This is a genomic window from Kitasatospora sp. MAA4, assembly GCF_029893355.1.
Lineage (GTDB): Bacteria > Actinomycetota > Actinomycetes > Streptomycetales > Streptomycetaceae > Kitasatospora.
In genome coordinates, this window is record NZ_JARZAI010000017.1 from 1 (window position 1) to 20,680 (window position 20,680).

Sequence of the window (20,680 nt, forward strand, 5' to 3'; positions counted from 1 at the left end):
CTCCCTCAATCCTGCGAGACCACCACGCTCAACGCCCACGGTCCCCGCAACTCCCATCGATCACGGGTGTTGCGAGGACCGTTAGAACCCAAGCCGTTAGGTGGACAGCGAGTCGTGCGGTAGTACTGTCGCTCGAATTCGTTGATCGTTTAATGGGGGAAGTCGTCATGGGGCAGGCAGGCGCGGTGGTCGCGCTGACAGCGGTGCGCAGGGAGTACGGCAGCGGGGAGGGGCGGGTCGCGGCGCTGGACGGGGTGACGGTGGAGTTCGCGCCGGGGACGTTCACGGCGATCATGGGGCCGTCGGGGTCGGGGAAGTCGACGCTGCTGCAGTGCGCGGCCGGGCTGGACCGGGTGGATGAGGGGCGGGTGCAGCTCGCCGGGGTGGATCCGAGCGGGATGTCCGAGACGGCGCTGACCAAGCTGCGGCGGGAGCGGATCGGGTTCGTCTTCCAGTCCTTCAACCTGCTGCCCACGCTGACGGCCCGGCAGAACGTCGAGCTTCCGCTGCGGCTGGCGGGTCGCCCGCCGCGGCCCGACCAGGTGGCGCAGGTGCTCGCCGAGCTGGGGCTGGCGGAGCGGGCCGGGCACCTGCCGGGTGAGCTCTCCGGCGGGCAGCAGCAGAGAGTGGCGATCGCCCGGGCGCTGGTGACCCGTCCGCAGGTGCTGTTCGCCGACGAGCCGACCGGCGCGCTGGACTCGCGCACCTCGCGGGACGTCCTCGCGCTGCTGCGACGGATCGTGGCCGAGCACGGTCAGACGATCATCATGGTGACCCACGACCCGGTGGCCGCCTCGTACGCGGGCCGGGTGGTCTTCCTCGCCGACGGCCGGGTGGTGGACGAGCTGGCGGATCCGACCGTCGAGGCGGTGGCCGCCCGGATGGCGGGCCTGGAGAGCCGGCACGACACAGAGCAGGACGTCGCGGAGCAGGGTGCCGCGTGCTGAGCCTCGCACTGGCGAACGTCCGGTCGCGGTGGACGGCCTTCGCCGGGGCGTTCGTCGCCCTGGCCCTGGGCACCGGGCTGATCGCGATGATGGCGCTCACGCTGGCCGCGACCGTCGGGACGCCGTACCCCGCGCCGCAGCGGTTCGCCGCTGCCACCGCGGTGGCGGTCCCGGTCGACCCGCGCGGAGACCACGCCCGGCTGCCCGCAGCGCTGCCGGCCGACCTGGTCGCGCAGGCGCCACCCGGTGCCGTCGCGGACCGCAGCTTCCCGGCCCGGCCGGCCGGCGGGCCCGCCGACGGCGTCGGGCACGGCTGGTCCTCGGCGGCGCTCACGCCCTACCGGCTGACGGCCGGGCGGGCGCCGGCCGCCGACGACGAGATCGTGACCGCAGGTGGGAGTGGGATCGGCGCACAGGTCACCGTCTCCACCGCGGCCGGACCGGCCCGGTACACCGTGGTCGGCACCGTCGGGCACAAGTGGTTCGAGGACCCGGTCTTCTTCACCGACGCCACCGCGGCCCGGCTCTCGCCGCCCATCAACGCACTGGCGACCACGGCCGCTCTCCCGAGCCACGCAGGCGTGCTGCTGCTGACCGGGGACGACCGGCGGCAGGCCGACCCGGACCCGTCCGGCGGCGCGGACCAGCTGATGAGCGCCTCCGCGATGGCCGCGACCACCAGCGTGATCGCGCTCTCGGTGGCGGTCTTCATCGTCATCGCGACCTTCGCCTTCTCGGTCGAGCAGCGCGGACGCGAGCTGGCGCTGCTGCGCCTCACCGGCGCCACCCCGTGGCAGGTGGCGCGGCTGGTGCTGGCCGAGGCGGGCGTGGTGGCGGTGGCCGCGGCGCTGGTCGGCTGCGGCCTCGGGGTGCCGGCCGCCGGGCAGCTGAACGGCTGGATGATCGCGAACGGCGTCGCCCCCGCCTGGTTCCACGTCGGCTTCAACCCGGTCGCGCTACTGGCGGCGGTGCTGCTCGGAGTGGGCTCCGGGCTGCTGGGCGCGGCGGCGGTGGCCGTCCGGGCGGCCCGGGTCCGTCCGGTGGCGGCGCTGCGCGAGGCGGCGGCGAGCAGCCGGGCGATGACCCCGCTGCGCTGGGTGCTCGGCCTCGGCCTGCTGGTCGGCGCGGTCGCCACCGGCTGGACGATCGCCGCGACCACACCCGAGTACGCGGTGAACGCGCGCAAGTACGGCATGGTCCCGCTGCTCTACGTCGGCGCGCTGGCGCTGCTCGCGCCGGTGCTGCTGCGGCCCGCCGCGCAGCTGGTCAGCCGTCCGCTGCTGCGCTTCGGGGCCGGACCGCTGGTCGTCCGGCAGAACCTGCTGAACGCGCGGCGGCGGACGGCCGCGACGGTCGCCCCGGTGGTGGTCGCAGTCGGGCTGGTCGCGGCGATGGTGAGCATGCAGACCTCTGCCGACCAGGCCCGGGCGACCATCGCCCGCCAGCAGACGCACGCCGACGCGGTGGTGCAGCCGCGCGACGGCGCGGTGTTCGACCGTCCGACCGCCGCGGCACTGGCCGGGCTGCGGGCCACCACGGTGACGCCGACCCGGCTGGAGATCGGCACCGGGGACGGCCAGATGATCGACTCGCTCAGCGGCAAGGCGGTCTCCCCCGGCGCACTCGGCTCGGTGCTGACGCCCGCGGTGCTGGCCGGCTCGCTGAGCGGCCTGTCCGACGACTTCCTGGTGATCGACCAACACACCGCACAGAGCGATGATCTGACGGTTGGTCAGCCAATCGACTGCTGGCTGCCGGACGGCTCGCGGACCACGCTGCGGATCGCCGCGGTGATCCGCACCGGACTGAACGGGGACGACACCTACCTGTCCAGCGCGCACACGGCCGGCGGCCTGCCGTCGGTGGCCTGGCTCTGGGGGACGCCCGGCGACCGGCTGGCCGGGCTGGACGCGCGGGTCGGGCCGGTCGCCGGCTACTTCGCGCAGCTGGCGGCCAAACAGCGCCAACAGTCGCGCACCGCAAGCACCGTGGTGCTCGGGATCTCGGTCGGGTACGCGCTGATCTCGGTGGCCAACACGCTGATGATGGCGGCCGCGGGCCGCCGGCGCGAGCTCGCCTCGCTCAGCCTGGCGGGGGCGACCAGGGGCCAGCTGCTGCGGCTGGTCGCAGCCGAGTCGGCGCTCGCGGTGCTGGTCGGCAGCCTGCTCGCCGCGCTGGCCGGAGTGGCGCTGGCCGCGACCCAGGCCTTCGCGCTGGCCGAGCTGATCCACGGCGTCGACCTTGCGGCTCCGCCGTGGCGCGCGCTCGGCGAGGCGATGGCGCTGTGCGCGGTGGTCGCCGTGACGGCCTCGGTGCTGGCCGCCTGGCGGACCACCCGCGGTCAGGCGATCCGGGCGTAACTGGTCGACCGCCCCGGGCGCTTGAAGTGCACCCGGGGCGGTTCGCAGGTCGGCTCAGCGGCCGCGCAGCTCGCGGTAGCGGGAGACCAGCGCGGCAGTGGAGCTGTCCAGTGCCTCGACGCCCTCGCCGGTCAGCAGCACCGGCTCGATCCGCTTGGCCAGCACCTTGCCGAGCTCCACGCCCCACTGGTCGAAGGAGTCGATGTTCCAGATCGCGCCCTGCACGAAGACCTTGTGCTCGTAGAGCGCGATCAGCTGGCCGAGGACCGAGGGCGTCAGCTCGGTGGCCAGGATCACCGAGGTCGGGTGGTTGCCCTTGAAGGTGCGGTGCGGCACCTGCGCGGCGGGCACGCCCTCGGCCACCACCTCTTCGGCCGTCTTGCCGAACGCGAAGGCCTGCGCCTGCGCGAAGAAGTTGGCCATCAGCAGGTCGTGCTGGGCCACCAGGCCAGGCAGCAGGTCGTCCACCGGCTTGGCGAAGCCGATCAGGTCGGCCGGGATGACCTTGGTGCCCTGGTGCAGCAGCTGGTAGTAGGCGTGCTGGCCGTTGGTGCCGGGGGTGCCCCAGACCACCGGGCCGGTCTGCCAGTCGACCGGACGGCCGTCGCGCTGCACCGACTTGCCGTTGGACTCCATGTCCAGCTGCTGCAGGTAAGCGGTGAACTTCGACAGGTAGTGCGAGTACGGCAGCACCGCGTGCGACTGCGCGTCGAAGAACGCGCCGTACCAGACGCCGAGCAGGCCGAGCAGCATCGGCACGTTCTGCTCCAGCGGAGCCGTCCGGAAGTGCTCGTCCACCAGCCGGAAGCCGGCCAGCATCTGCTGGAAGTTCTCCGGGCCGATCGCGATCATCAGCGACAGGCCGATCGCCGAGTCGTAGGAGTAGCGGCCGCCGACCCAGTCCCAGAACTCGAACATGTTCGCGACGTCGATGCCGAAGTCGGCCACGCCCGCGGCGTTGGTCGACAGGGCGACGAAGTGCTTGGCCACCGCGCCGGCGTCGGCGCGCAGGCCGGTGAGCAGCCAGTCCCGCGCCGAGGTGGCGTTGGTGATGGTCTCGATGGTGGTGAAGGTCTTGGACGCGACGATGAAGAGCGTCTCGGCCGGGTCCAGGCCGCGGACGGCCTCGTGCAGGTCGGCGCCGTCCACGTTGGAGACGAAGCGGAAGCCCAGCTCGCGGGCCGAGAAGGCGCGCAGCGCCTCGTACGCCATCGCCGGGCCCAGGTCCGAGCCGCCGATGCCGATGTTGACGACGGTCCTGATCCGCTTGCCGGTGTGGCCCTTCCACTCGCCGCTGCGCACCCGGTCGGCGAAGGCGGCCATCTTGTCCAGCACGGCGTGCACCGCCGGAACGACGTTCTCGCCGTCGACCTCGACCACCGCACCGCGCGGGGCACGCAGGGCGGTGTGCAGGACGGCACGGTCCTCGGTGACGTTGATCTTCTCGCCGCGGAACATCGCGTCGCGCAGCTCGGCCACGCCACGGGCCGCGGCCAGTTCGCGCAGCAGCTCCAGCGTCTCGTCGGTCACCAGGTGCTTGGAGTAGTCCAGGTGCAGGTCACCGACCTGCAGGGTGAAGCGGCTGCCGCGCTGCGGGTCGTCGGCGAACATCTCGCGCAGGTGCAGCTCGCCGAGCTCCGCCCGGTGCTTCCCGAGGGCGGCCCACTGCGGGCTGCGGTCCAGCGGGGTACGGCCGTCGGCGGGGTTCTCCGGCATCGGTTCTCTCCTCGATTCGTAGGCGGCGCAGTGCCTGATCGTCCGCCCAGCCTACGGAACAGTCAGCGCCCGCCGTGCCAACGCGGGCTGACACTCAGACCTGTCTACGGTCCGACCTGAGATCCAGGCTGCGCAGCACCTGGTCGACCAACTCCGGATCGGTGCCCGGCTCGGCCCGCACCGACAGCACCTCGCGGCGCGAGGCCGCGAGCAACTCCTGTTCCACCTCCCGCAGTCGGCGCACCTGCGCGACGCGCTCGCGCGCCTCGGCGGCCTCCTCCTCCTCGTACTGCTCGGGGCAGAGCCGGGCGAGCCGGTCGTGCTGGCGGGACCGCAGCTTCTCCACCAGCTCGATCGGCAGCCGGTCCTCCTCCTCCAGCTCGGCCAGCCGGACCAGGCCCGCCTTGGCCGCCCGCCACCAGAGCAACCGCTCCTGCTGCTCGCGCAGGTCCAGCCGGGCGTCGATGCCCAGCCGCTTCACCAGCCAGGGCAGCGACAGCCCCTGCACCAGCAGGGTGAACAGCACGACGCAGAAGGCGATGAAGACGATCCGGCCGCGCCCCGGGAACGGCTGTCCGTGGTGCGTGGTCAGCGGGACGGCCAGCGCCAGGGCGACAGTCGCCACCCCGCGCATCCCGGACCACCAGAGCACTACGGTCTCCCGCCAGCTGATCGGGATGTCGTCCTCGCCACGGCTGAGCCGCTTGGAGAGCCGGGCGGCGGGCAGCAGCCAGACCAGCCGGACCAGCACCACGACCGCGATCACCAGCGCCGCGTCCCCGAGCATCGAGTGCCAGCCGGCTCCGACGTCCTTGAGCACGGTGGCCAGTTCCAGGCCGATCAGACCGAAGGCGACCCCGGTGATCAGGATCTCGATGATCTCCCAGAAGGCGCCGCCGACCAGCCGGTAGCCGACGTCGTCGGCGTCCGCCGCGCGGTCGGCCAGGTAGAGCCCGCAGACCACCACCGCCAGCACACCCGAGCCCTCGATCTCCTCCGCCAGCGTGTAGGCGGCGAACGGCACCAGCAGGTTGAGCGCGACCTGCTGGGTCGGGTCGTCCAGCAGCGCGGCCAGCCGGGCGTTCAGCCAGCCCAGCGCGATGCCGACGACCACCGCGAGCACCGCGGACTGCACGAAGCGCAGCAGCGCGTGCGGGATCGAGAAGTCCCCGCTGACCACCGCCTCGACGGCCAGCGAGTAGATCACGATCGCGGTGACGTCGTTGAAGAGCCCCTCGCTCTCCAACACCGCGACCAGCCGCCGCGGCAGCCCCACACTCCCCGCCACCGCCACGGCCGCCACCGGGTCGGGCGGCGAGACCAGCGCGCCGAGCGCGACCGCGGCGGCGACCGGGGTGGCCGGCGCCAGCGCGTGGAAGGCGACCGCCACCAGCGTGGTGGTGATCACCACCAGAGCCACCGCGAGCAGCAGGATCGAGCGCATGTTCGCCCGGAAGTAGTGCAGCGACGCGCGCCTGGCCACCGCGAAGATCAACGGCGGCAGCACCAGCGGCAGGATCAGCTCAGGGTCGACGGCAACATCCGGGATCCACGGCACCACCGCCATCGCCAGCCCCAGCAGCGTCATCAGCACCGGCTGCGGCATCCCGGTCCACCGGGCCAGCGGCATGGTGACCACCGAGGCCAGCAGCACCAGGAAGAACAGCGACAGCTGGCCCACGAACGGTTCCTCTCGGATGGCTGGAGGTCAGCGTAGGCAGCGGGCCGCGCGGCAGCGGACGGACGCGCCGGGCTGGGCGGCCCCGCGGACCCGATTGGAGATTCCGGCCGCTGACCAGGTAATGTCTTCCCCGTCAGCAAGCGCCGCTAGCTCAGTTGGTTAGAGCAGCTGACTCTTAATCAGCGGGTCCGGGGTTCGAGTCCCTGGCGGCGCACAGCGAGACAGACGTCAGAGGCCGTTCTCCCTTCGGGAAGAACGGCCTCTGACGTTTCCGGGTCACGGGCGCCGGCGCGGGTCCGACGCGCCGCCCGTCGGGGATGGTCGAGTACCTGACCATGGCCGAGATCGCCTTCCTGCCTCCGCGGCGGCCAGCGCCAGCGTGGCGGCACCGTGGCGCAAGTCGCGGAATCGGACGGGCGGCGGCAGCCCGGATGCTCGGATGCTCGGACAGATTCGACGGGCCGGCGAGCACTGTTCATGATTCTCGGGCAATGGGCATAGCTACCCGACCGAATAGTTGGAACTCCGAACCCCTTTTAACGATCACGCCTCCGGCCTTGCATGCCAGCCCCACCTTTCAACTGGCAATGGTGGAAACCCGCTTTCAACAGAGTTGCCCTGCGCATCCTCAGCCAGCGCAACCTCTAGCCCCCGAGGATCAAGTTTAACGTATTGTGCGCCGTTAGCCACTCTGCCTTCCAGCTCCTTGAACAGCTTGACCACCATGTCGGGCTGATCAATAGCCCCAAGGACCTGGCCCCTCTTTCGAGAGGTCTGCCTGACGTTTCCCTCCAGATTCACCATGAGGTCGGGATCCGGCGGGTACGGGAACACTCGGTATCGTTCCACTTCGGGCTTCTTTGACTTTTTTTGCCACATCATCACGGATCTGCCTTACTCGACCTGGGGTCAGGCTGCCGGGTAATCGTCACGACAACCGTTGGCGTTGGTTCGATCCGTTCCGTGACTCGAACATCGACTGTGGGCACAGGGGCTGGAGGTTCAGTCACGGAGACGTTGATCTGCGGAGTCGGCACAACAGCCACAGGACTGACAACAACAACCGGCGTTGGACCATTCCTGTCGGTCAATCGGCACAATGAACCAGCCACATCAACCATCATCGCTGCAGCAATCAGGAAGACAGTTGCTCTCAGGTAGGAGCGCTTTTTGTAAAGGCTGGAGATGTCTGATTTCTGATTCCAAACCAGGGTACTGGCCAACACGCCCAGGCTCTCATCCGACCCCAGTGCCGCATAGCTCAGCAATCGCTCTCCACCAGGATACTCGCCCGGTCGAAACCAGAGTGACATCACTGCCACGAACACGGCAATTCCAGCGAGCACCTGGCCGATTACCTCAAGAATATCGGGGTGATCCGATCGGATCAGACCAACCAAAACACCGCCCAGGGCGATGAGGAAGCCGGCCTTTTGGTCATAGCTGGCAAATCGGTCGGCTTGCCATTTGCTTCCTTCCTGAACCTGCTGCCAAACCACCTTCATCGATGGGAAGGGCCGGTGGGGTGATCCTTTCGCTGTGACTGGCGCTGCCGCCTGGCCAGCAGCGTCGTCATCCGGAGCATCGACCATGAGAACTAGTCCAGTCGCTGACCACGGTGCGCGCCACCCGAAAGGAGCTACCAGAGTGCGCGAGGCAGGCCGAGGCCCGGCACGATCGGCCCTGCCGGAGACTGCCAGGACAGTTCGTCCTCGGCCACCCGACAGCGCACAAGCAGCACCTGCCCGGCCCGGACCACGACCGCCGCCACCACCGCCAGGTTGGTGACGAGTTAGCCCGAGATCTCTTTCGGCGCAAAGTGCAACAGGAGCAAGCCGGTAGACCGTCCGGGCTGTCTTGCAGTTCAGGGACAGGGTGATCGGATCTCGTACAGCTCAAATCCACCCTCCGCCACCGTGCGAGAGAATCCGGCCTTGATGAGCACGCGTCCAGAGGCAGAGTTGCCCGAGTGGTGTTTGGCCCGTACGAGCGGGATACGCAGAGCGGCACCGAAGGCCAGGGCCAGCAGTCTGGTCACGGCCTCGGTGGCATAGCCCTGGCCCCAGGCGTCCGGTCGCAGGATGTAGCTCAGCGCGCCGTCACCGTGGGCGGTGTTGAGCTTGGCGATGCCGACCAGATCGCCGGTCGCTTCGATGCCGAAGATGAACTGGGTGCGAGGAGACTGCTCAGACGCTGCTGCGGCCCGGCGGATGTACAGCCGGGCTTCGTCCTCACCCATCGGACCCCGGCCCAGATACCTGACCGACTCGTGGCAATAAATCCGCTGGAGAACCCGTTCGTCCCCGGCCCGCAGCTCCCGCAACCGGATCACGTGCTCACCGCCGCCAAGGCGTCGCCGAGTTCGGCTGCGGTCGGCCGATCAGCCGGCCCCGAAAGCAGCACAGGGCGGAGCACGGCCTGAAGCTCCGGCCACGGCGTCGCCAAAGTAAGGGGCAGCGTGCCCGTGGCGATAGCGTCGCGCAGACCTTCGGGGCCGGCCTGCTTGCGGTTGATTCCGGCTGCCCGGTAGTCGAGTGGCCAGTCACCGGTCGCGCAGGTCCAGAGCACTCCAGCGAGGGCGTACACCTCGGCGGCCGGTGACGTCTTGACCGGCTGCGGCCCGGTTGAGATCCAAGCGGCGAGTTCCGGTGCCATCAGGTGAACCATGGCCCCTTGAAAGACGCTCCAGGGAGTCGTGCCCACCTGCCAGGACCAGGCGAAGTCGATCAGCTTCGCTCCCGTCTCGGTGTGGATGCCGTGCGACGGCTGCAAGTCACCGTGAACCCAACCGAGGGCGTGGAGGTCGGCGACCGCACGACACAGATCGACTGCTCCGGCGAGCGCCATCGAACGGCCCGCAGCACCCTCTCTGGAGGTTCGGGACACCTCCCAGGTGGATCGCCCGACCAGCCACGGCGTGACGAACCAGACCGCGTCACCGGCTCGGTCCGCCGTCACCGTGTAGCCGGGAAGCTGGTCCAGCACCGACGCCTCGCGCGCCGTCACCTCGGCGGCTTCTCCGATCCCGAGCTTGATGGCGACAGCGGCCATGGGACCGGTGGCCTTCCAGACGGCAGAGCCGCGTCGGTCGGTGATCTCCTTCAACTCGACCGGCCCGCAGACGGCTTCTGCGGCCTTCACGGCTTCCGGGGGACAGGAAGCGAACTCGCCCATGCTCGTAATGCCTTCCACTCACAGGGGATGTGCTCGAACACGTCCCGCCCATCGTCGTCGGCAGCAGCCAGCGCCGCAGCAAGCTCGGGCGTGTCCTTCAGGAACTTCGGGTCGCGGGCGCGAACGGATGCCCGCACCGGCAGGAACGAGAACGGAGCCGGCGGAATGCTCCAGCCGAAGCGGTCCAACTCCTGGACGCCCTTGGCGAACTTGCCGAACATCACGCCAACCGGGCCGTAGAGGTTCTTGAGCGCCCAGTGGGGCCACGTCATCAGCTCTCGGTGGTCAGTGTCGATGGCCTGGCCCAGGATGACGATGTTCTCGCAGGTGAACATACCGTCGGTTCGACGTGCCAGGGGTCGCACCCACTCGGCAGCTTGAACGCCGGCGTGGAACAACTCGGCCTCGACGGCGTACTGGTGGGCACCGGGAGCGATCTCGTAGACGGTCCAGCCGGTCATGCCACGGGCTTGGGAAGGTTCGAGGAACGGGCAGTGCCTGACTAACGCGCTGACGTAGTCGGTCACATCGACGCTGCGCGGATTCTCCGACCTGGCCTCGATGAGGCGGAGCGCCCCGGCGGTCGGCCGGGACGCTCCGTCCGTTGGGGCGGTGATCACCGGGTGGTCTTCTCCGGCACCATGTCGTCGCCGTCACCGGGGCCGGGCTTGGGGCCGCAGTCCCACTCGGCCACGACGATGCCGGTCTCCCGGTACTGCGCCAGGGCGTCAGTGTTGACCGTGCCGTCGGCGCTGGTGAACCAGATCTCTGGCAGCGGTCCGTACTCCTTCTCGTACGCCGCCACCCAGGCGATGTGGCCGTGGCCGGCCCACTCCGTGTGGGACAGCTCCTGTCCGGCGTGCGTGATGGTGAACTCGCGGTGCGCCTTGGGGTTCTGGGCGAGCGCGTGCCACGTGGCGTCGATCGTCGCGGAGAACATCTCCGGCGCGGCCTGCCCAGCGTTGAATCGCTGGCCAGCAATCTTGAAGAACTTGCCCAACTCGACCAGCTCAGGGCTGGACTCGATGGTGGTGCTCATGCCTTTTCTCCAACAGGTTGGCGATGCCGCATCCGGCCAGACAGCCGGGCGGATGATGCGTGGGTCTTGCAAACCCCGGCCTGGCAGGACGACCCTTTCCTGCCTGCCAGGCCGGGAGACTGGGGACTTGCGGCTTCACAGGGGCGGTCGGAGCCGGAGATCGGCGTGCACGGTCTTGCCGAACGCCTCGGGCTGGACTCCCCAGTTCCCGCGAGTCAGGTTGTGGACGATGGCCATACCCCGACCGCTCTCCGCGCCGCTGTCGGTCGACCCGTCCTGGATGAAGACGGGGAGCGACCGCGAGCCGTCCCTCACGGAGATGCGTATCGAGTGGATGGTGATCTGTTGCACGGTGACCACCATCCGTCGCCTGCACCCCGTGGCAACGGCGTTGGTGGCCAGCTCGCTAACGATGATCAGGGAGTCGTCGAGTAGACCGTCCAACTCCCATGCGGCAACCGCATGGCGGACCAAGCGCCGTGCTGCGGCGGCGGATTCTGGCTGGTACGGCAGCGAGGCGCACAGCGTTGTCGGTGCCGCGACGCTGACGGGCTCATCGAGTGTTGTCACTGCGGCCCCCGGCTGACGCGTCTGCGGCGCCGTTCAGCGAGTTGCGGACTCGTTTCGAGGCCGGAGCTGGCTGGGCCACCAGATCCGAGAGCCCAGCGCGCACAGTCATCGGGTGGCGGATCAGCAGCAGACGAGCGCGGGCTGCGCGGATCTGCATTTTGCGTTCGCCCGCTATTGCTCGGGGGCCAAGGTGTGAGGCCGCCGGCATGACCACCCCGAAGGTGTCCGGCAGCGCCAGGACGTCGAGCAAGCCGGCGAATGCCGCGGACTTCGCGGCGCTGGCGCTCTCACGCTCGGTGAAGACACCGCACAGCGTCAGTTCATGCTGCGTGCAGTACTGGGCAAGGACTTCGGACAGTGCCCGGTGGCGGGCGGCGGCAGTCGCCGCCATCCGAAGGAAGCCGTAGACGACGAGGCCGTGGATCAGGCGGTGTTCCGTGAGTTCCATCTGCGAGACCGTTCATGGCGAAGGGACTGAGACCAACCTGCGGGGCGTTGGCCTTGCTCCAAGCGTCCCTGGATTCGGCGGGCGCAGAAATGACCTGCTGTTGCACTTGCGTGGCACTTCTGACTCACCGTCTGCGCGCTTCGTGCTTCGATGACTTCTCGAAAGGAGGCCTCATGGCGACCGTGCAGCAGTGGAGCGGAGTGGAAGCGCTGGCCCTACGACGTGCGCTGCGCATGAGCGTCCGAGCCTTCGCCGAGCACCTCGGTGTGGCTGTGCGAACGGTCTCCAAGTGGGAGAAGCTCGGCGCCGACACCCAGCCTCGCCCCGACACCCAGGCGATCCTCGACACCGCCCTTACCCGGTGTGACGGCGCAGCCCAACTGCGGTTCGAAACCTTGCTGTCCGAGGCTGGCCGGAGCACGACACCGCCGAGAGTCACCACGGCTGGTCCGCGTCTGTGGGAGTTTGAGTCCTGGACCGACGACCTTGAGCGCACAGTCGCTGCTCTGAGTCGGCAGAACTTCACGTTCGCGACCAGCCTCCTCAACCGATGGCTGAGTCGCTACGAACCCCGCAGCCTGGACGAGAAGGGCCTCTATCTCCACGCCCGCTCCATCACTCTTCTCGGTGACTTGCAGCGCGACCAGGGCGCCATCCTCGGGCCGTTGTCAGCCCAGCACTCCTACGCCCAGGCCCGCTCGATCTTCACTCAGCTCGACATTCCGCGCCGCGTGGCTCAGCTCGACCTGTCCTTGGCCGTTGTTGCCGAGATGTCCGGCAAGCTCGATCTGGCGGCCCACCGTTACGAACTGCTCGCCACCGACGAACGGCTCAGCCGCCGTGACCGGGCCAGAGCCCGCCTGTGGGTAGGAACGGCGCTGAGCAAGGATGGCAACCACGACTACGCGGCCCGCGTCATGATGACTGCCACCCGCGAGTTCGAGGACCTGTCCGAACCCGACGACTGGTCGGTGGCTCACCAGAAGCTCGCCCTCGCTCACCGCGGCGCCGGCGATCTGACAGGCGCCTTGCAGTTCATCGAGATCGCCCGCCAGACAGGCATCACCGACGCACCGATGCAGCGCGTCCGGCTCGATACCGCCCACGGCCACATCCTGCTGTCCGACGAGGCCACGGCAGCCGATGGCCTGGCCGTGCTCAGCCGGGCTGCCACACTCGCCGCCCATTACGGTATGAGTCACCAACTGCGAAGCATTGAGGGCATTCGGCAGACCTACGAACGGCCGACCGCCCTTCAGCATCGGTGACCCAAGGAGAACCCGAGTGACGGACAGCCAGAAGTCGGCAATCACCGACGGACAGTGGACGGATGCCACGCTGATCTGGGACTACCACCAGATGCACCACCAGCTCCGGCCGTGCGACGTGGCGATCGGCCTTGGCAGCCACGACCTGGGAGTGCCCGCGTACGCGGCTGAGCTGTACCACGCAGGGTTGTTCTCCGCCCTGATCTTCAGCGGGGCGAAGAATCCCACCCACCCCGAGCGATTCCCGCGTGGCGAGGCAGTCCAGTTTCGTGAGCACGCTGTAGATCTCGGCGTTCCTGACAGCGCGATCCTCCTTGAACCCAACGCCACCAACACCGGTCAGAACATCAGCCTCTCGCGCCAGGTCCTGGCTGATGCCGGCCTCGAAGCCGCGTCCGTGATGCTGATCGCCATGCCGTACATGGAACGGCGCGCGTACGCGACCTGCCGCAAGCTCTGGCCCGAGGTCGACATCGTGTGCGCGTCCGCGCCCATGGCTTTCGATGACTACGTCAAGGTCATCGGGGACGACAAGCTCGTCATCGACATGCTCATGGGCGATCTGCAACGGGTGATGGAGTACCCGAAGCTCGGCTTCGCCATTGAGCAGGAAGTCCCGGGGGAAGTGCATGCCGCTTACCGACGTCTCCTCGCCGAGGGGTTCGACAGCAGGCTCCTGGCCTGATCAGCTGCTGCCGTTACCGGGCGGCGTGTGCGCCATCCACCAGCCGAATCTGTTCCCGAGGCTGTCGACACTGGCGAAGATCTTCGCCGCGGACTACTGGATCGTCCTGGACGACGTCCAGTTCGCCCGGCGCGACTACCAGCACCGTGCCCGCCTGGCCACCCTCGACCAGCCTGGCAGGGCGCAGTGGCTGTCGATCTCGACCCACCTGCCGCACGGCCGCTCCACCCTTATCAACCAGATGGTGATCGTCGAGCCGGAACGCTGCCGACGCCGCACCGGCCAGCTGATCCGGCAGCACTACGGCTCCAGCCCGCACTGGCCGCAGCTGCGAGACGTGCTCGATCCCGTGCTCGACCTGTTTGCCGTCACCGACCGCACGGCTGTGATCGCCGAGGCATCCACCCGAGCCCTGCTCGGCCTGCTCGGTTGGCAGGGAGAAATCCTTCACAGCAGCAGCCTGGAGTCCAGGACTGACCGTTCGCAGCGGCTGGCCGATCTTGCTGCCGTGACCGGCGCCAGCTCATACCTGTGTGGAACGGGCGGCATGCGGTACCTCGACCCCGTGGCCTTCCACCAGCACGGCATCACCGTGACACCGTTCCAGACCGCCATCGACGGCACCTGGTCCTCTGCCCGGGAGGTCAGCAGCCTCCAGCCCCTCATGGCGCTCGGGTCGGACGCCCTGGCGGCCGAGCTGCTTCTGGCGTCGGAGCAGTAGATGCCAGGGGCCTCTCGCAGTTCTTGCAAGAGGCCCTTCGGCGTGTCCGGTCAGGTGGTGAAGCGGTAGGCGCCGCGGATCTGGGCGGTGGTGTCTTGGAGGAGGAGCTCGAGGCCCGAGGCGACCGGGGGGCCGCCGGCGGTCGGGGCCAGGTCCCAGGTGAAGCGGATGGCGTTGTGGTGGGCGGAGGCGTGGCCGGTCAGGCGGCGGGTGAGGCCGTTGGCGGCCAGGGTCCGGCCGGTCGTGGTGATCGAGTCGTGGACGGCTGCGCGGCCGAGGTGTTCGGCGGAGTCGTCAACCAGGCGGGCGTCCGGGGTGTAGAGCTCGGCGACGGCCTTGCGGCGGAGTTCGGCGTCCGGCTCGTGGGCGAGGGCCAGGTAGCGGCGGGCGAAGGCGTCCAGGTCGGCCACCGGGGCCGGTGGCTCGTTGAACTGGTAGTCGATGAAGATCCGGCCGCTGCGGTCCAGCAGCACGAAGTCGGATCCGACGGCCTGCACGTTGCCGCCCGCGGCCGGGGATATCTCCCAGCTGAAGGTGGCGACGTCGTGGTGGGTGACCAGGTTCTCCCCGGACCGGAAGCGCAGGCCGGTGCCCGCCACGAACTGCTCGTGCGCCTCGGTGATCCGGGCGTGCAGGGCGTCGGTCCCGCGGAACTTCCTGGTCTGCGTGAAGTGGATGCCGTCCGGGACCCAGAGCTGTGCCACGGCGTCGCGGCGGACCGCCGCGTCGGGCTCGTTCCACAGCGCGACGTACCGGTCCAGCAGGTCGTTCAGCTGACTCACTGTCATTTCCCTTTCCAGGGGAGCGCGTTGGTCGGTGCGACGGACGATATACCAGCGCCTCACGGGAGGGATCTACACTGACCGCGGCACGGCCTGGAACGAGAGGTACTGGATGCGAGTCGGAATCACGGGGTACCACGGGCTATCGGAGATCACCGAGATGCTGGTCCGCGGCGAGCTGTGGAAGCTGGTGACCACCTACGGCCCGTACGAGCTGGTGGGTGTGACCTGTCTGCGGCCGGGGCCGGAGACCTGGTTCGCGCAGGCGGTGCGCGAGCACGGCGGCAAGGTCGAGATCATCCTCCCGGCGGGAGCCCCGGCGCTGCCGAGGACCGAGATCACCCGCGAGGCCACCGCCGTGCACCGGCTGGCGCCGGTGGCGGCGGGCGGCCTGGGCAACGACGTCGGGCGGGCGCTGGTGGGGATGGTGGACGAGATGATCGCGGTCTGGGACGGCGCGCCCGGGTGCGAGGCCGCCGACACGGCGGAGCTCACCCGCCGGGCCGGGCTCTGGGTGCACGAGATCTGGCCGGCCGGCTGCGAGCGGCCGTGAGAGGCGGTCGGTTCGGCCCTGCGAGGGGACCGAACCGACCGCAGGTCACGGCGTCAGGCGGTGCGGGCCGCGGAACAGGAAGGTCGCCTCGCGCAGCGAGGGCAGCCCGAGCAGCAGCATCAGCACCCGGCCGAGACCCAGTCCGAAGCCGCCGTGCGTCGGCGTCCCGTACCGGAAGCAGTCCAGGTACTGCGCCAGCGGCGCCAGCTCCATGCCCTTCTCCCGGGCCTGGGTGCACAGCACCTCGTAGCGGTGCTCGCGCTGCGCGCCGGTGGTGATCTCCACGCCCTTCCAGAGCAGGTCGAAACTGGCTGTCACGCCGGGGTCGCCCGCCCGCCGGTGGTGGTAGAACGGGCGCACCGCCGCCGGGTAGTCGGTGACGTAGACGAAGGCGTGTCCGTACTCCTCGGCGACCAGCGCGGCCAGCCGCCGCTCGCCCTCGGGGTCGAGGTCGTCCCTGCCGCCCTCGGCGTCCCAACCGGTGGCGCGCAGCCGGGCGAGCGCGTCCGCCATGGTGATCCGCGGGAACGGCAGGGCGGGGGCGGTGACCTGGACGCCGAAGTGCTCGCGGATCGCCTCGCCGTGGCGCTCGGCGACCCGGGTCAGCACCCGGTGCAGCATCCGCTCCTCGAAGGCCATCACCTCCTCGACGTCCTCGATCCAGGCGATCTCGACGTCGACCCCGGTGAACTCGGTGGCGTGCCGGGAGGTGAAGGAGGGTTCGGCGCGGAAGACCGGGCCGATCTCGAAGACCCTGTCGATGCCTCCGGCGATCGCCATCTGCTTGTAGAACTGCGGGGACTGCGCGAGGTAGGCGGTGCGGTCGAAGTAGCCGACCTCGAAGACCTCCGCGCCGGACTCCGAGGCGGTGCCCATCAGCTTGGGCGTGTGCAGTTCGGTGAAGCCCTCCTCGGCGGCCACCTCGCGCATCGCCTGCTCGACGGTGGTCTGCACGGCCATCACCAGCTGCGCGGCGGGGCGGCGCAGGTCCAGGAAGCGCCAGTCCAGGCGGTGGTCGGGGCCGGAGTGCTCGTCGATCGGCAGTCCGGCCTCGGCCAGGGCGACGATCTCCACCCGTTCGGGGACGATCTCCAGGCCGCCCAGCTTCACCTGCGGGGCGTCGACGACCCGGCCGGTGATCTTCACGGCGGACTCGGCGGTGAGGCTCTCGAAGGCCGCCTCGATCGGGTCGCCCTCGCCGCCGCGCGGATGGGTGACCTGCACGGTGCCGGTGTGGTCGCGGACCAGGACGAACTGCATGCGCCGCTGAAGGCGCAGGGTGTGGACCCACCCGAAGACGGTGACGCTCTCGCCGACGTGCGCGCGGAGGTCGGCGGTCAGGGTACGGGGCATCGGGAACTCCAAGCGGCTGGCGCGTTGGTCGCGCACTCGGCGGGTGGTAGACGGCCACCCGAGGGCCCGGCCACCGTAGCGTGATCGTCTTCCGCCGAGCACCCGAATTTCGGCGCCCCGGTTGCCGGGCCGTCCGCGCCGCCGAACGATGGACGGGATGAGCACTCAGCCGGGGTACCTGCGATTTCCGCACCTGCGCGACGGCCTGCTGGCGTTCACCGCCGAGGACGACGTCTGGCTCGCGCCGCTGGAGGACGGCGCGCGGACCGGGCGTGCCTGGCGGGTGAGCTGCGACCGGACCAGGGTCAGCCACCCGCGGCTCTCCCCGGACGGGCGCACCGTCGCCTGGACCAGCTGGGCCGCGCTGACCCCCGAGGTCTGGACGGCCCCGGCCGACGGCGGCGAGTCCGTCCGGCTGACGTACTGGGGCAGCCAGGACACCCGGGTGCGCGGCTGGCTGCCGGACGGCGAGGTGCTGGCGGTGACCTCGTTCCACGAACCGTTCGCCCACTACACCTGGGCGCACGCGCTGCCGCTGGACGGCTCGCCGGGCCGCCGCCAGCCCTGGGGACCGGTCCGCGACGCCCAGGTGAACGCCCACCACACGCTGCTGCTGACCGCCGCCGCCCCGCACGAGCCGGCCGCCTGGAAGCGCTACCGGGGCGGCGCGACCGGGCGGCTCTGGCTGGACGGCGAGCGGCTGCTGCCGGACCTGGCGGGCCACCTCTCCGCGCCGATGCTGGTCGAGGGCCGGGTGGCCTTCCTCTCCGACCACGAGGGCGTCGGCAACCTGTACTCCTGCCGCCCGGACGGCACCGAGCTGCGCCGGCACACCGACCACGCCTCGTGCTACGCCCGCGAGGCCGCCAGCGACGGCCGGCGGATCGTCTACCAGCACGCCGGGGACATCTGGCTGCTGGACGGGCTCGACGCCCCCGCGCCGCGCCGCCTCGAGGTGCCGCTCGGCGGCGCGCGGGCCGGCCGGCGCCCGTACCAGGTGACCGCCTCCCGGCACGTCAACGACCTGGTGTGCGACGCCACCGGCCGGGCCGCGGTGATCGGGGTGCGCGGCAGCCTGTACTGGCTGACCCACCGCGACGGCCCGGCGCGGGCGCTGGCCGACACGCCCGGCGTGCGGACCCGGCTGCCGGTGCTGCTCGGCCACACCGCGCGGGTCGCCTGGGTCACCGACGCCGAGGGCGAGGACGCGATCGAGCACGTCGCGCTCCCGGGCGAGGCACCTCCCGAGCAACAGGGCGAGGCGCCGCGCCGGATCGCGTCCGGGCGGCTCGGCCGGGTGCTGGAGCTGGCCGCCGCCCCGGACGGCCACACCCTGGCGGCCACCACCTCGGACGGGCGGCTGCTGCTGGTCGGCGCCGAGGACGGCTCGGTCCGCGAGCTGGCCCGCTCCGCGTACGGCCCGGTGCGCAGCCCGGCCTTCTCCCCCGACTCGCGCTGGCTGGCCTGGTCGCAGCCGATCGCCGGCCGCTCGCTGCGCCGGATCCGGCTGGTCCGGATCGACACGCCCGAGCAGATCGTCGACGTCACCAGCGGCCGCTTCGAGGACGAGCAGCCGGTCTTCACCCGGGACGGCCGGTTCCTGGTCTTCCTCTCCTGGCGCGGCTTCGACCCGGTGCACGACGTGCACAGCGGCGACCTGTCGTTCCCACTCGGCTGCCGCCCGTACCTGGTGCCGCTGGCGGCCGACACGCCGTCCCCGTTCGCGGCCCCGGTGGACGGCCGCCCGTCGGGCGGGTCGGATCCGGTGGGCGGCGACGGCACGGTGCGGGTGGATCGGGAGGGGCTGGCCACCCGGCTGGTGCCGTTCCCGGTGATCGCCTCCAAGTACTCCTCGCCGGCGTCGGTGCGCGGCGGCCTGATCTGGCTGCGCTGGCCGATCTCGGGCACCCTCGGGCAGACCTTCGCCCACCCCACCGACACCTCCGGGCGTCCGGCGCTGGAGTACTTCGACCTGGCCACCGCCACCCGCAGCACGCTCCAGGAGCAGGTCGAGGGCTTCGCGGTGGCCGGCGACGGAAGCGCGCTGACCACCTTCCTGGCCGGGACCCTCAAGCTGCTCCCGGTCTCCTCCCCGCACAGCGCGGTCACCGTCGACCTGAGCCGGATCACGCACACCGTGCACCCCGCCGCCGAGTGGCGCCAGTCCTACCGGGAGGCGGCTCGGATCGTCCGGGACCAGTTCTGGGACGCCGATCTCGGCGGTCTGGACTGGCCCGCGCTGACCGAGCAGTACGCCCCGCTGCTGGAGCGGATCGCCACCCCCGACGACTTCGCCGACCTGCTGCGCGAACTGCTGGGCGAGCTGGGCACCTCGCACGCGTACGTGACGCCGTCCCGGCGCGGCGAGGGCCCGGCGCCGGTGCAGCAGCCGCTCGGGCTGCTCGGCGCCTCGGCCCGCCGCAGCCCCGACGGGCGCTGGCTGCTGCAACGGATCCTGCCCGGCGAGTCCTCCGACCCGCGTGCTCGAGCGCCGCTGGGCACCCACGGGGTGTGCGACGGCGACGAGTTGCTCGCGGTGGCCGGCCGGGCGCCGGATCCGGTGCGCGGACCGGCCCCGCTGCTGGCCGGCACCGGCGGCACCACCGTGGAACTCACCGTCCGCAGCGGCGCGGACGGCCCGGTGCGCCGACTCGCGGTGACCCCGCTGACCGACGAGCGGCCGATCCGCTACCAGGACTGGGTGGTCCGACGACGGGCCCTGGTCCGGGAGTTCAGCGACGGGCTGTGCGGCTACCTGCACATCCCGGATCTCGGCGGCTCCGGCTGGGCCCAGTTCAACCGCGACCTGCGCACCGAACTCGACCGCCCCGCCGTGGTGTTGGACGTGCGCGGGAACGCCGGCGGGAACGTCTCCGAACTCGTCCTGGAGAAGCTCAGCCGCCGGGTGCTCGGTTGGGATTTCAACCGCGGCCGCCGCCCGGTGCGCTACCCGCGCGACGCCCCGCGCGGACCGGTGGTCGCGCTGGCCGACGAGGCGACCAGCTCGGACGGCGACGTCATCATCACCGCGGTCAAACTCCTGGGCCTCGGACCGGTGTTGGGCCAGCGCACCTGGGGCGGAGTGGTCGGCACGCTCGGCCGCTACCCGCTCGGCGACGGGACGTTGATCTCGGTGCCGGCCAACGCCTCCTGGTTCACCGGCGGTTACGGCTTCACGGTGGAGAACCACGGGGTGGAACCGGACATCGCGGTGCTGCGCAGCCCCGCCGACTGGGCGTCCGGGCGCAACACCGAGCTGGCGGAGGCGGTCCGGGTGGCCATGGACCTGCTGCGCCACACCCCGGCCGCCGCTCCCCCGCCGCCCGCCGCCCCGCGCCCCGACCTGCGCCGCCCACCGCTGCCGCCGCGCGGCTGACCTGCGC

The 20,680-nt window shown here is 70.6% G+C and carries 19 protein-coding genes and 1 tRNA gene; 8 read left to right on the forward strand and 12 right to left on the reverse strand.

The window, feature by feature from the left end; translation table 11 throughout:
- Positions 1-167 precede the first annotated feature (167 nt).
- Complete coding sequence (locus P3T37_RS22495; protein ID WP_280725589.1) at positions 168-947, forward strand: ABC transporter ATP-binding protein; 780 nt, start codon at positions 168-170, stop codon at positions 945-947.
- On the forward strand, positions 941-3,307 hold the full coding sequence (locus P3T37_RS22500; RefSeq protein WP_280725590.1) for an FtsX-like permease family protein: 2,367 nt from the start codon (positions 941-943) through the stop codon (positions 3,305-3,307). Before P3T37_RS22495 ends, P3T37_RS22500 begins: the two co-directional genes overlap by 7 nt.
- A 54-nt stretch (positions 3,308-3,361) precedes the next feature.
- On the opposite strand, the gene pgi is transcribed toward P3T37_RS22500, so the two are convergent.
- Together pgi and P3T37_RS22510 are read right to left on the reverse strand one after the other, a co-directional pair.
- On the reverse strand, positions 3,362-5,023 hold the full coding sequence (gene pgi / locus P3T37_RS22505; protein ID WP_280725591.1) for a glucose-6-phosphate isomerase: 1,662 nt from the start codon (positions 5,021-5,023) through the stop codon (positions 3,362-3,364).
- 94 nt (positions 5,024-5,117) lie between these two features.
- Entirely contained in the window at positions 5,118-6,704 is a 1,587-nt protein-coding gene (locus P3T37_RS22510; RefSeq protein ID WP_280725592.1) for a Na+/H+ antiporter, read from the reverse strand.
- Between the two features lie 140 nt (positions 6,705-6,844).
- Here P3T37_RS22510 and P3T37_RS22515 point away from each other — a divergent pair.
- A tRNA-Lys gene (locus P3T37_RS22515) sits at positions 6,845-6,918 on the forward strand.
- A 329-nt stretch (positions 6,919-7,247) separates the two neighbouring features.
- Here the strand turns inward: P3T37_RS22515 and P3T37_RS22520 are convergent.
- From P3T37_RS22520 to P3T37_RS22555, 8 genes are all read right to left on the reverse strand, one after another.
- Positions 7,248-7,553 carry a hypothetical protein gene (locus P3T37_RS22520; protein ID WP_280725593.1) on the reverse strand — a complete coding sequence of 102 codons (306 nt, stop codon included), beginning with the start codon at positions 7,551-7,553 and terminating at the stop codon, positions 7,248-7,250.
- A 32-nt stretch (positions 7,554-7,585) separates the two neighbouring features.
- Positions 7,586-8,296, reverse strand: coding sequence for a hypothetical protein (locus tag P3T37_RS22525; RefSeq protein WP_280725594.1), 711 nt, complete (start codon positions 8,294-8,296; stop codon positions 7,586-7,588).
- A gap of 272 nt (positions 8,297-8,568) precedes the next feature.
- On the reverse strand, positions 8,569-9,036 hold the full coding sequence (locus tag P3T37_RS22530; RefSeq protein WP_280725595.1) for a GNAT family N-acetyltransferase: 468 nt from the start codon (positions 9,034-9,036) through the stop codon (positions 8,569-8,571).
- On the reverse strand, positions 9,033-9,878 hold the full coding sequence (locus P3T37_RS22535) for a serine/threonine-protein kinase (RefSeq protein ID WP_280725596.1): 846 nt from the start codon (positions 9,876-9,878) through the stop codon (positions 9,033-9,035). Before P3T37_RS22535 ends, P3T37_RS22530 begins: the two co-directional genes overlap by 4 nt.
- Entirely contained in the window at positions 9,842-10,498 is a 657-nt protein-coding gene (locus P3T37_RS22540) for a hypothetical protein (RefSeq protein ID WP_280725597.1), read from the reverse strand. Before P3T37_RS22540 ends, P3T37_RS22535 begins: the two co-directional genes overlap by 37 nt.
- The gene (locus tag P3T37_RS22545; RefSeq protein WP_280725598.1) at positions 10,495-10,917 is read right to left on the reverse strand and encodes a hypothetical protein; all 423 of its coding nucleotides are present in this window, start codon (positions 10,915-10,917) and stop codon (positions 10,495-10,497) included. Before P3T37_RS22545 ends, P3T37_RS22540 begins: the two co-directional genes overlap by 4 nt.
- Before the next feature lie 135 nt (positions 10,918-11,052).
- Positions 11,053-11,487, reverse strand: a complete 435-nt coding sequence (locus P3T37_RS22550) for an ATP-binding protein (protein WP_280725599.1) — start codon at positions 11,485-11,487, stop codon at positions 11,053-11,055.
- Positions 11,471-11,935, reverse strand: a complete 465-nt coding sequence (locus P3T37_RS22555) for a hypothetical protein (protein ID WP_280725600.1) — start codon at positions 11,933-11,935, stop codon at positions 11,471-11,473. Before P3T37_RS22555 ends, P3T37_RS22550 begins: the two co-directional genes overlap by 17 nt.
- Positions 11,936-12,108: 173 nt before the next feature.
- On the opposite strand from P3T37_RS22555, the gene P3T37_RS22560 reads away from it, so the two are divergent.
- From P3T37_RS22560 to P3T37_RS22570, 3 genes are read left to right on the forward strand one after another with little or no spacing between them, the layout of a single operon-like run.
- Positions 12,109-13,203 (forward strand): hypothetical protein, encoded by a 1,095-nt coding sequence (locus P3T37_RS22560; RefSeq protein WP_280725601.1) that lies wholly within the window; start codon positions 12,109-12,111, stop codon positions 13,201-13,203.
- Between the two features lie 16 nt (positions 13,204-13,219).
- Positions 13,220-13,888: a YdcF family protein gene (locus P3T37_RS22565; protein ID WP_280725602.1), complete on the forward strand. Its 669-nt coding sequence runs from the start codon at positions 13,220-13,222 to the stop codon at positions 13,886-13,888.
- Positions 13,889-13,913: 25 nt separating this feature from the next.
- Positions 13,914-14,609 carry a WbqC family protein gene (locus tag P3T37_RS22570; RefSeq protein ID WP_280725603.1) on the forward strand — a complete coding sequence of 232 codons (696 nt, stop codon included), beginning with the start codon at positions 13,914-13,916 and terminating at the stop codon, positions 14,607-14,609.
- 50 nt (positions 14,610-14,659) lie between these two features.
- Here the strand turns inward: P3T37_RS22570 and P3T37_RS22575 are convergent, their stop codons facing one another.
- Positions 14,660-15,397, reverse strand: coding sequence for a hypothetical protein (locus P3T37_RS22575; RefSeq protein ID WP_280725604.1), 738 nt, complete (start codon positions 15,395-15,397; stop codon positions 14,660-14,662).
- Between the two features lie 106 nt (positions 15,398-15,503).
- Between P3T37_RS22575 and P3T37_RS22580 the strand changes: the two genes are divergently transcribed.
- Positions 15,504-15,944, forward strand: coding sequence for a hypothetical protein (locus tag P3T37_RS22580; RefSeq protein WP_280725605.1), 441 nt, complete (start codon positions 15,504-15,506; stop codon positions 15,942-15,944).
- Between the two features lie 45 nt (positions 15,945-15,989).
- Here P3T37_RS22580 and aspS read toward each other — a convergent pair whose 3' ends face one another.
- Complete coding sequence (aspS, locus tag P3T37_RS22585) at positions 15,990-17,297, reverse strand: aspartate--tRNA(Asn) ligase (RefSeq protein WP_280725606.1); 1,308 nt, start codon at positions 17,295-17,297, stop codon at positions 15,990-15,992.
- A gap of 157 nt (positions 17,298-17,454) precedes the next feature.
- Between aspS and P3T37_RS22590 the strand changes: the two genes are divergently transcribed.
- On the forward strand, positions 17,455-20,673 hold the full coding sequence (locus P3T37_RS22590) for a S41 family peptidase (protein ID WP_280725607.1): 3,219 nt from the start codon (positions 17,455-17,457) through the stop codon (positions 20,671-20,673).
- The last annotated feature ends 7 nt before the right edge of the window (positions 20,674-20,680 follow it).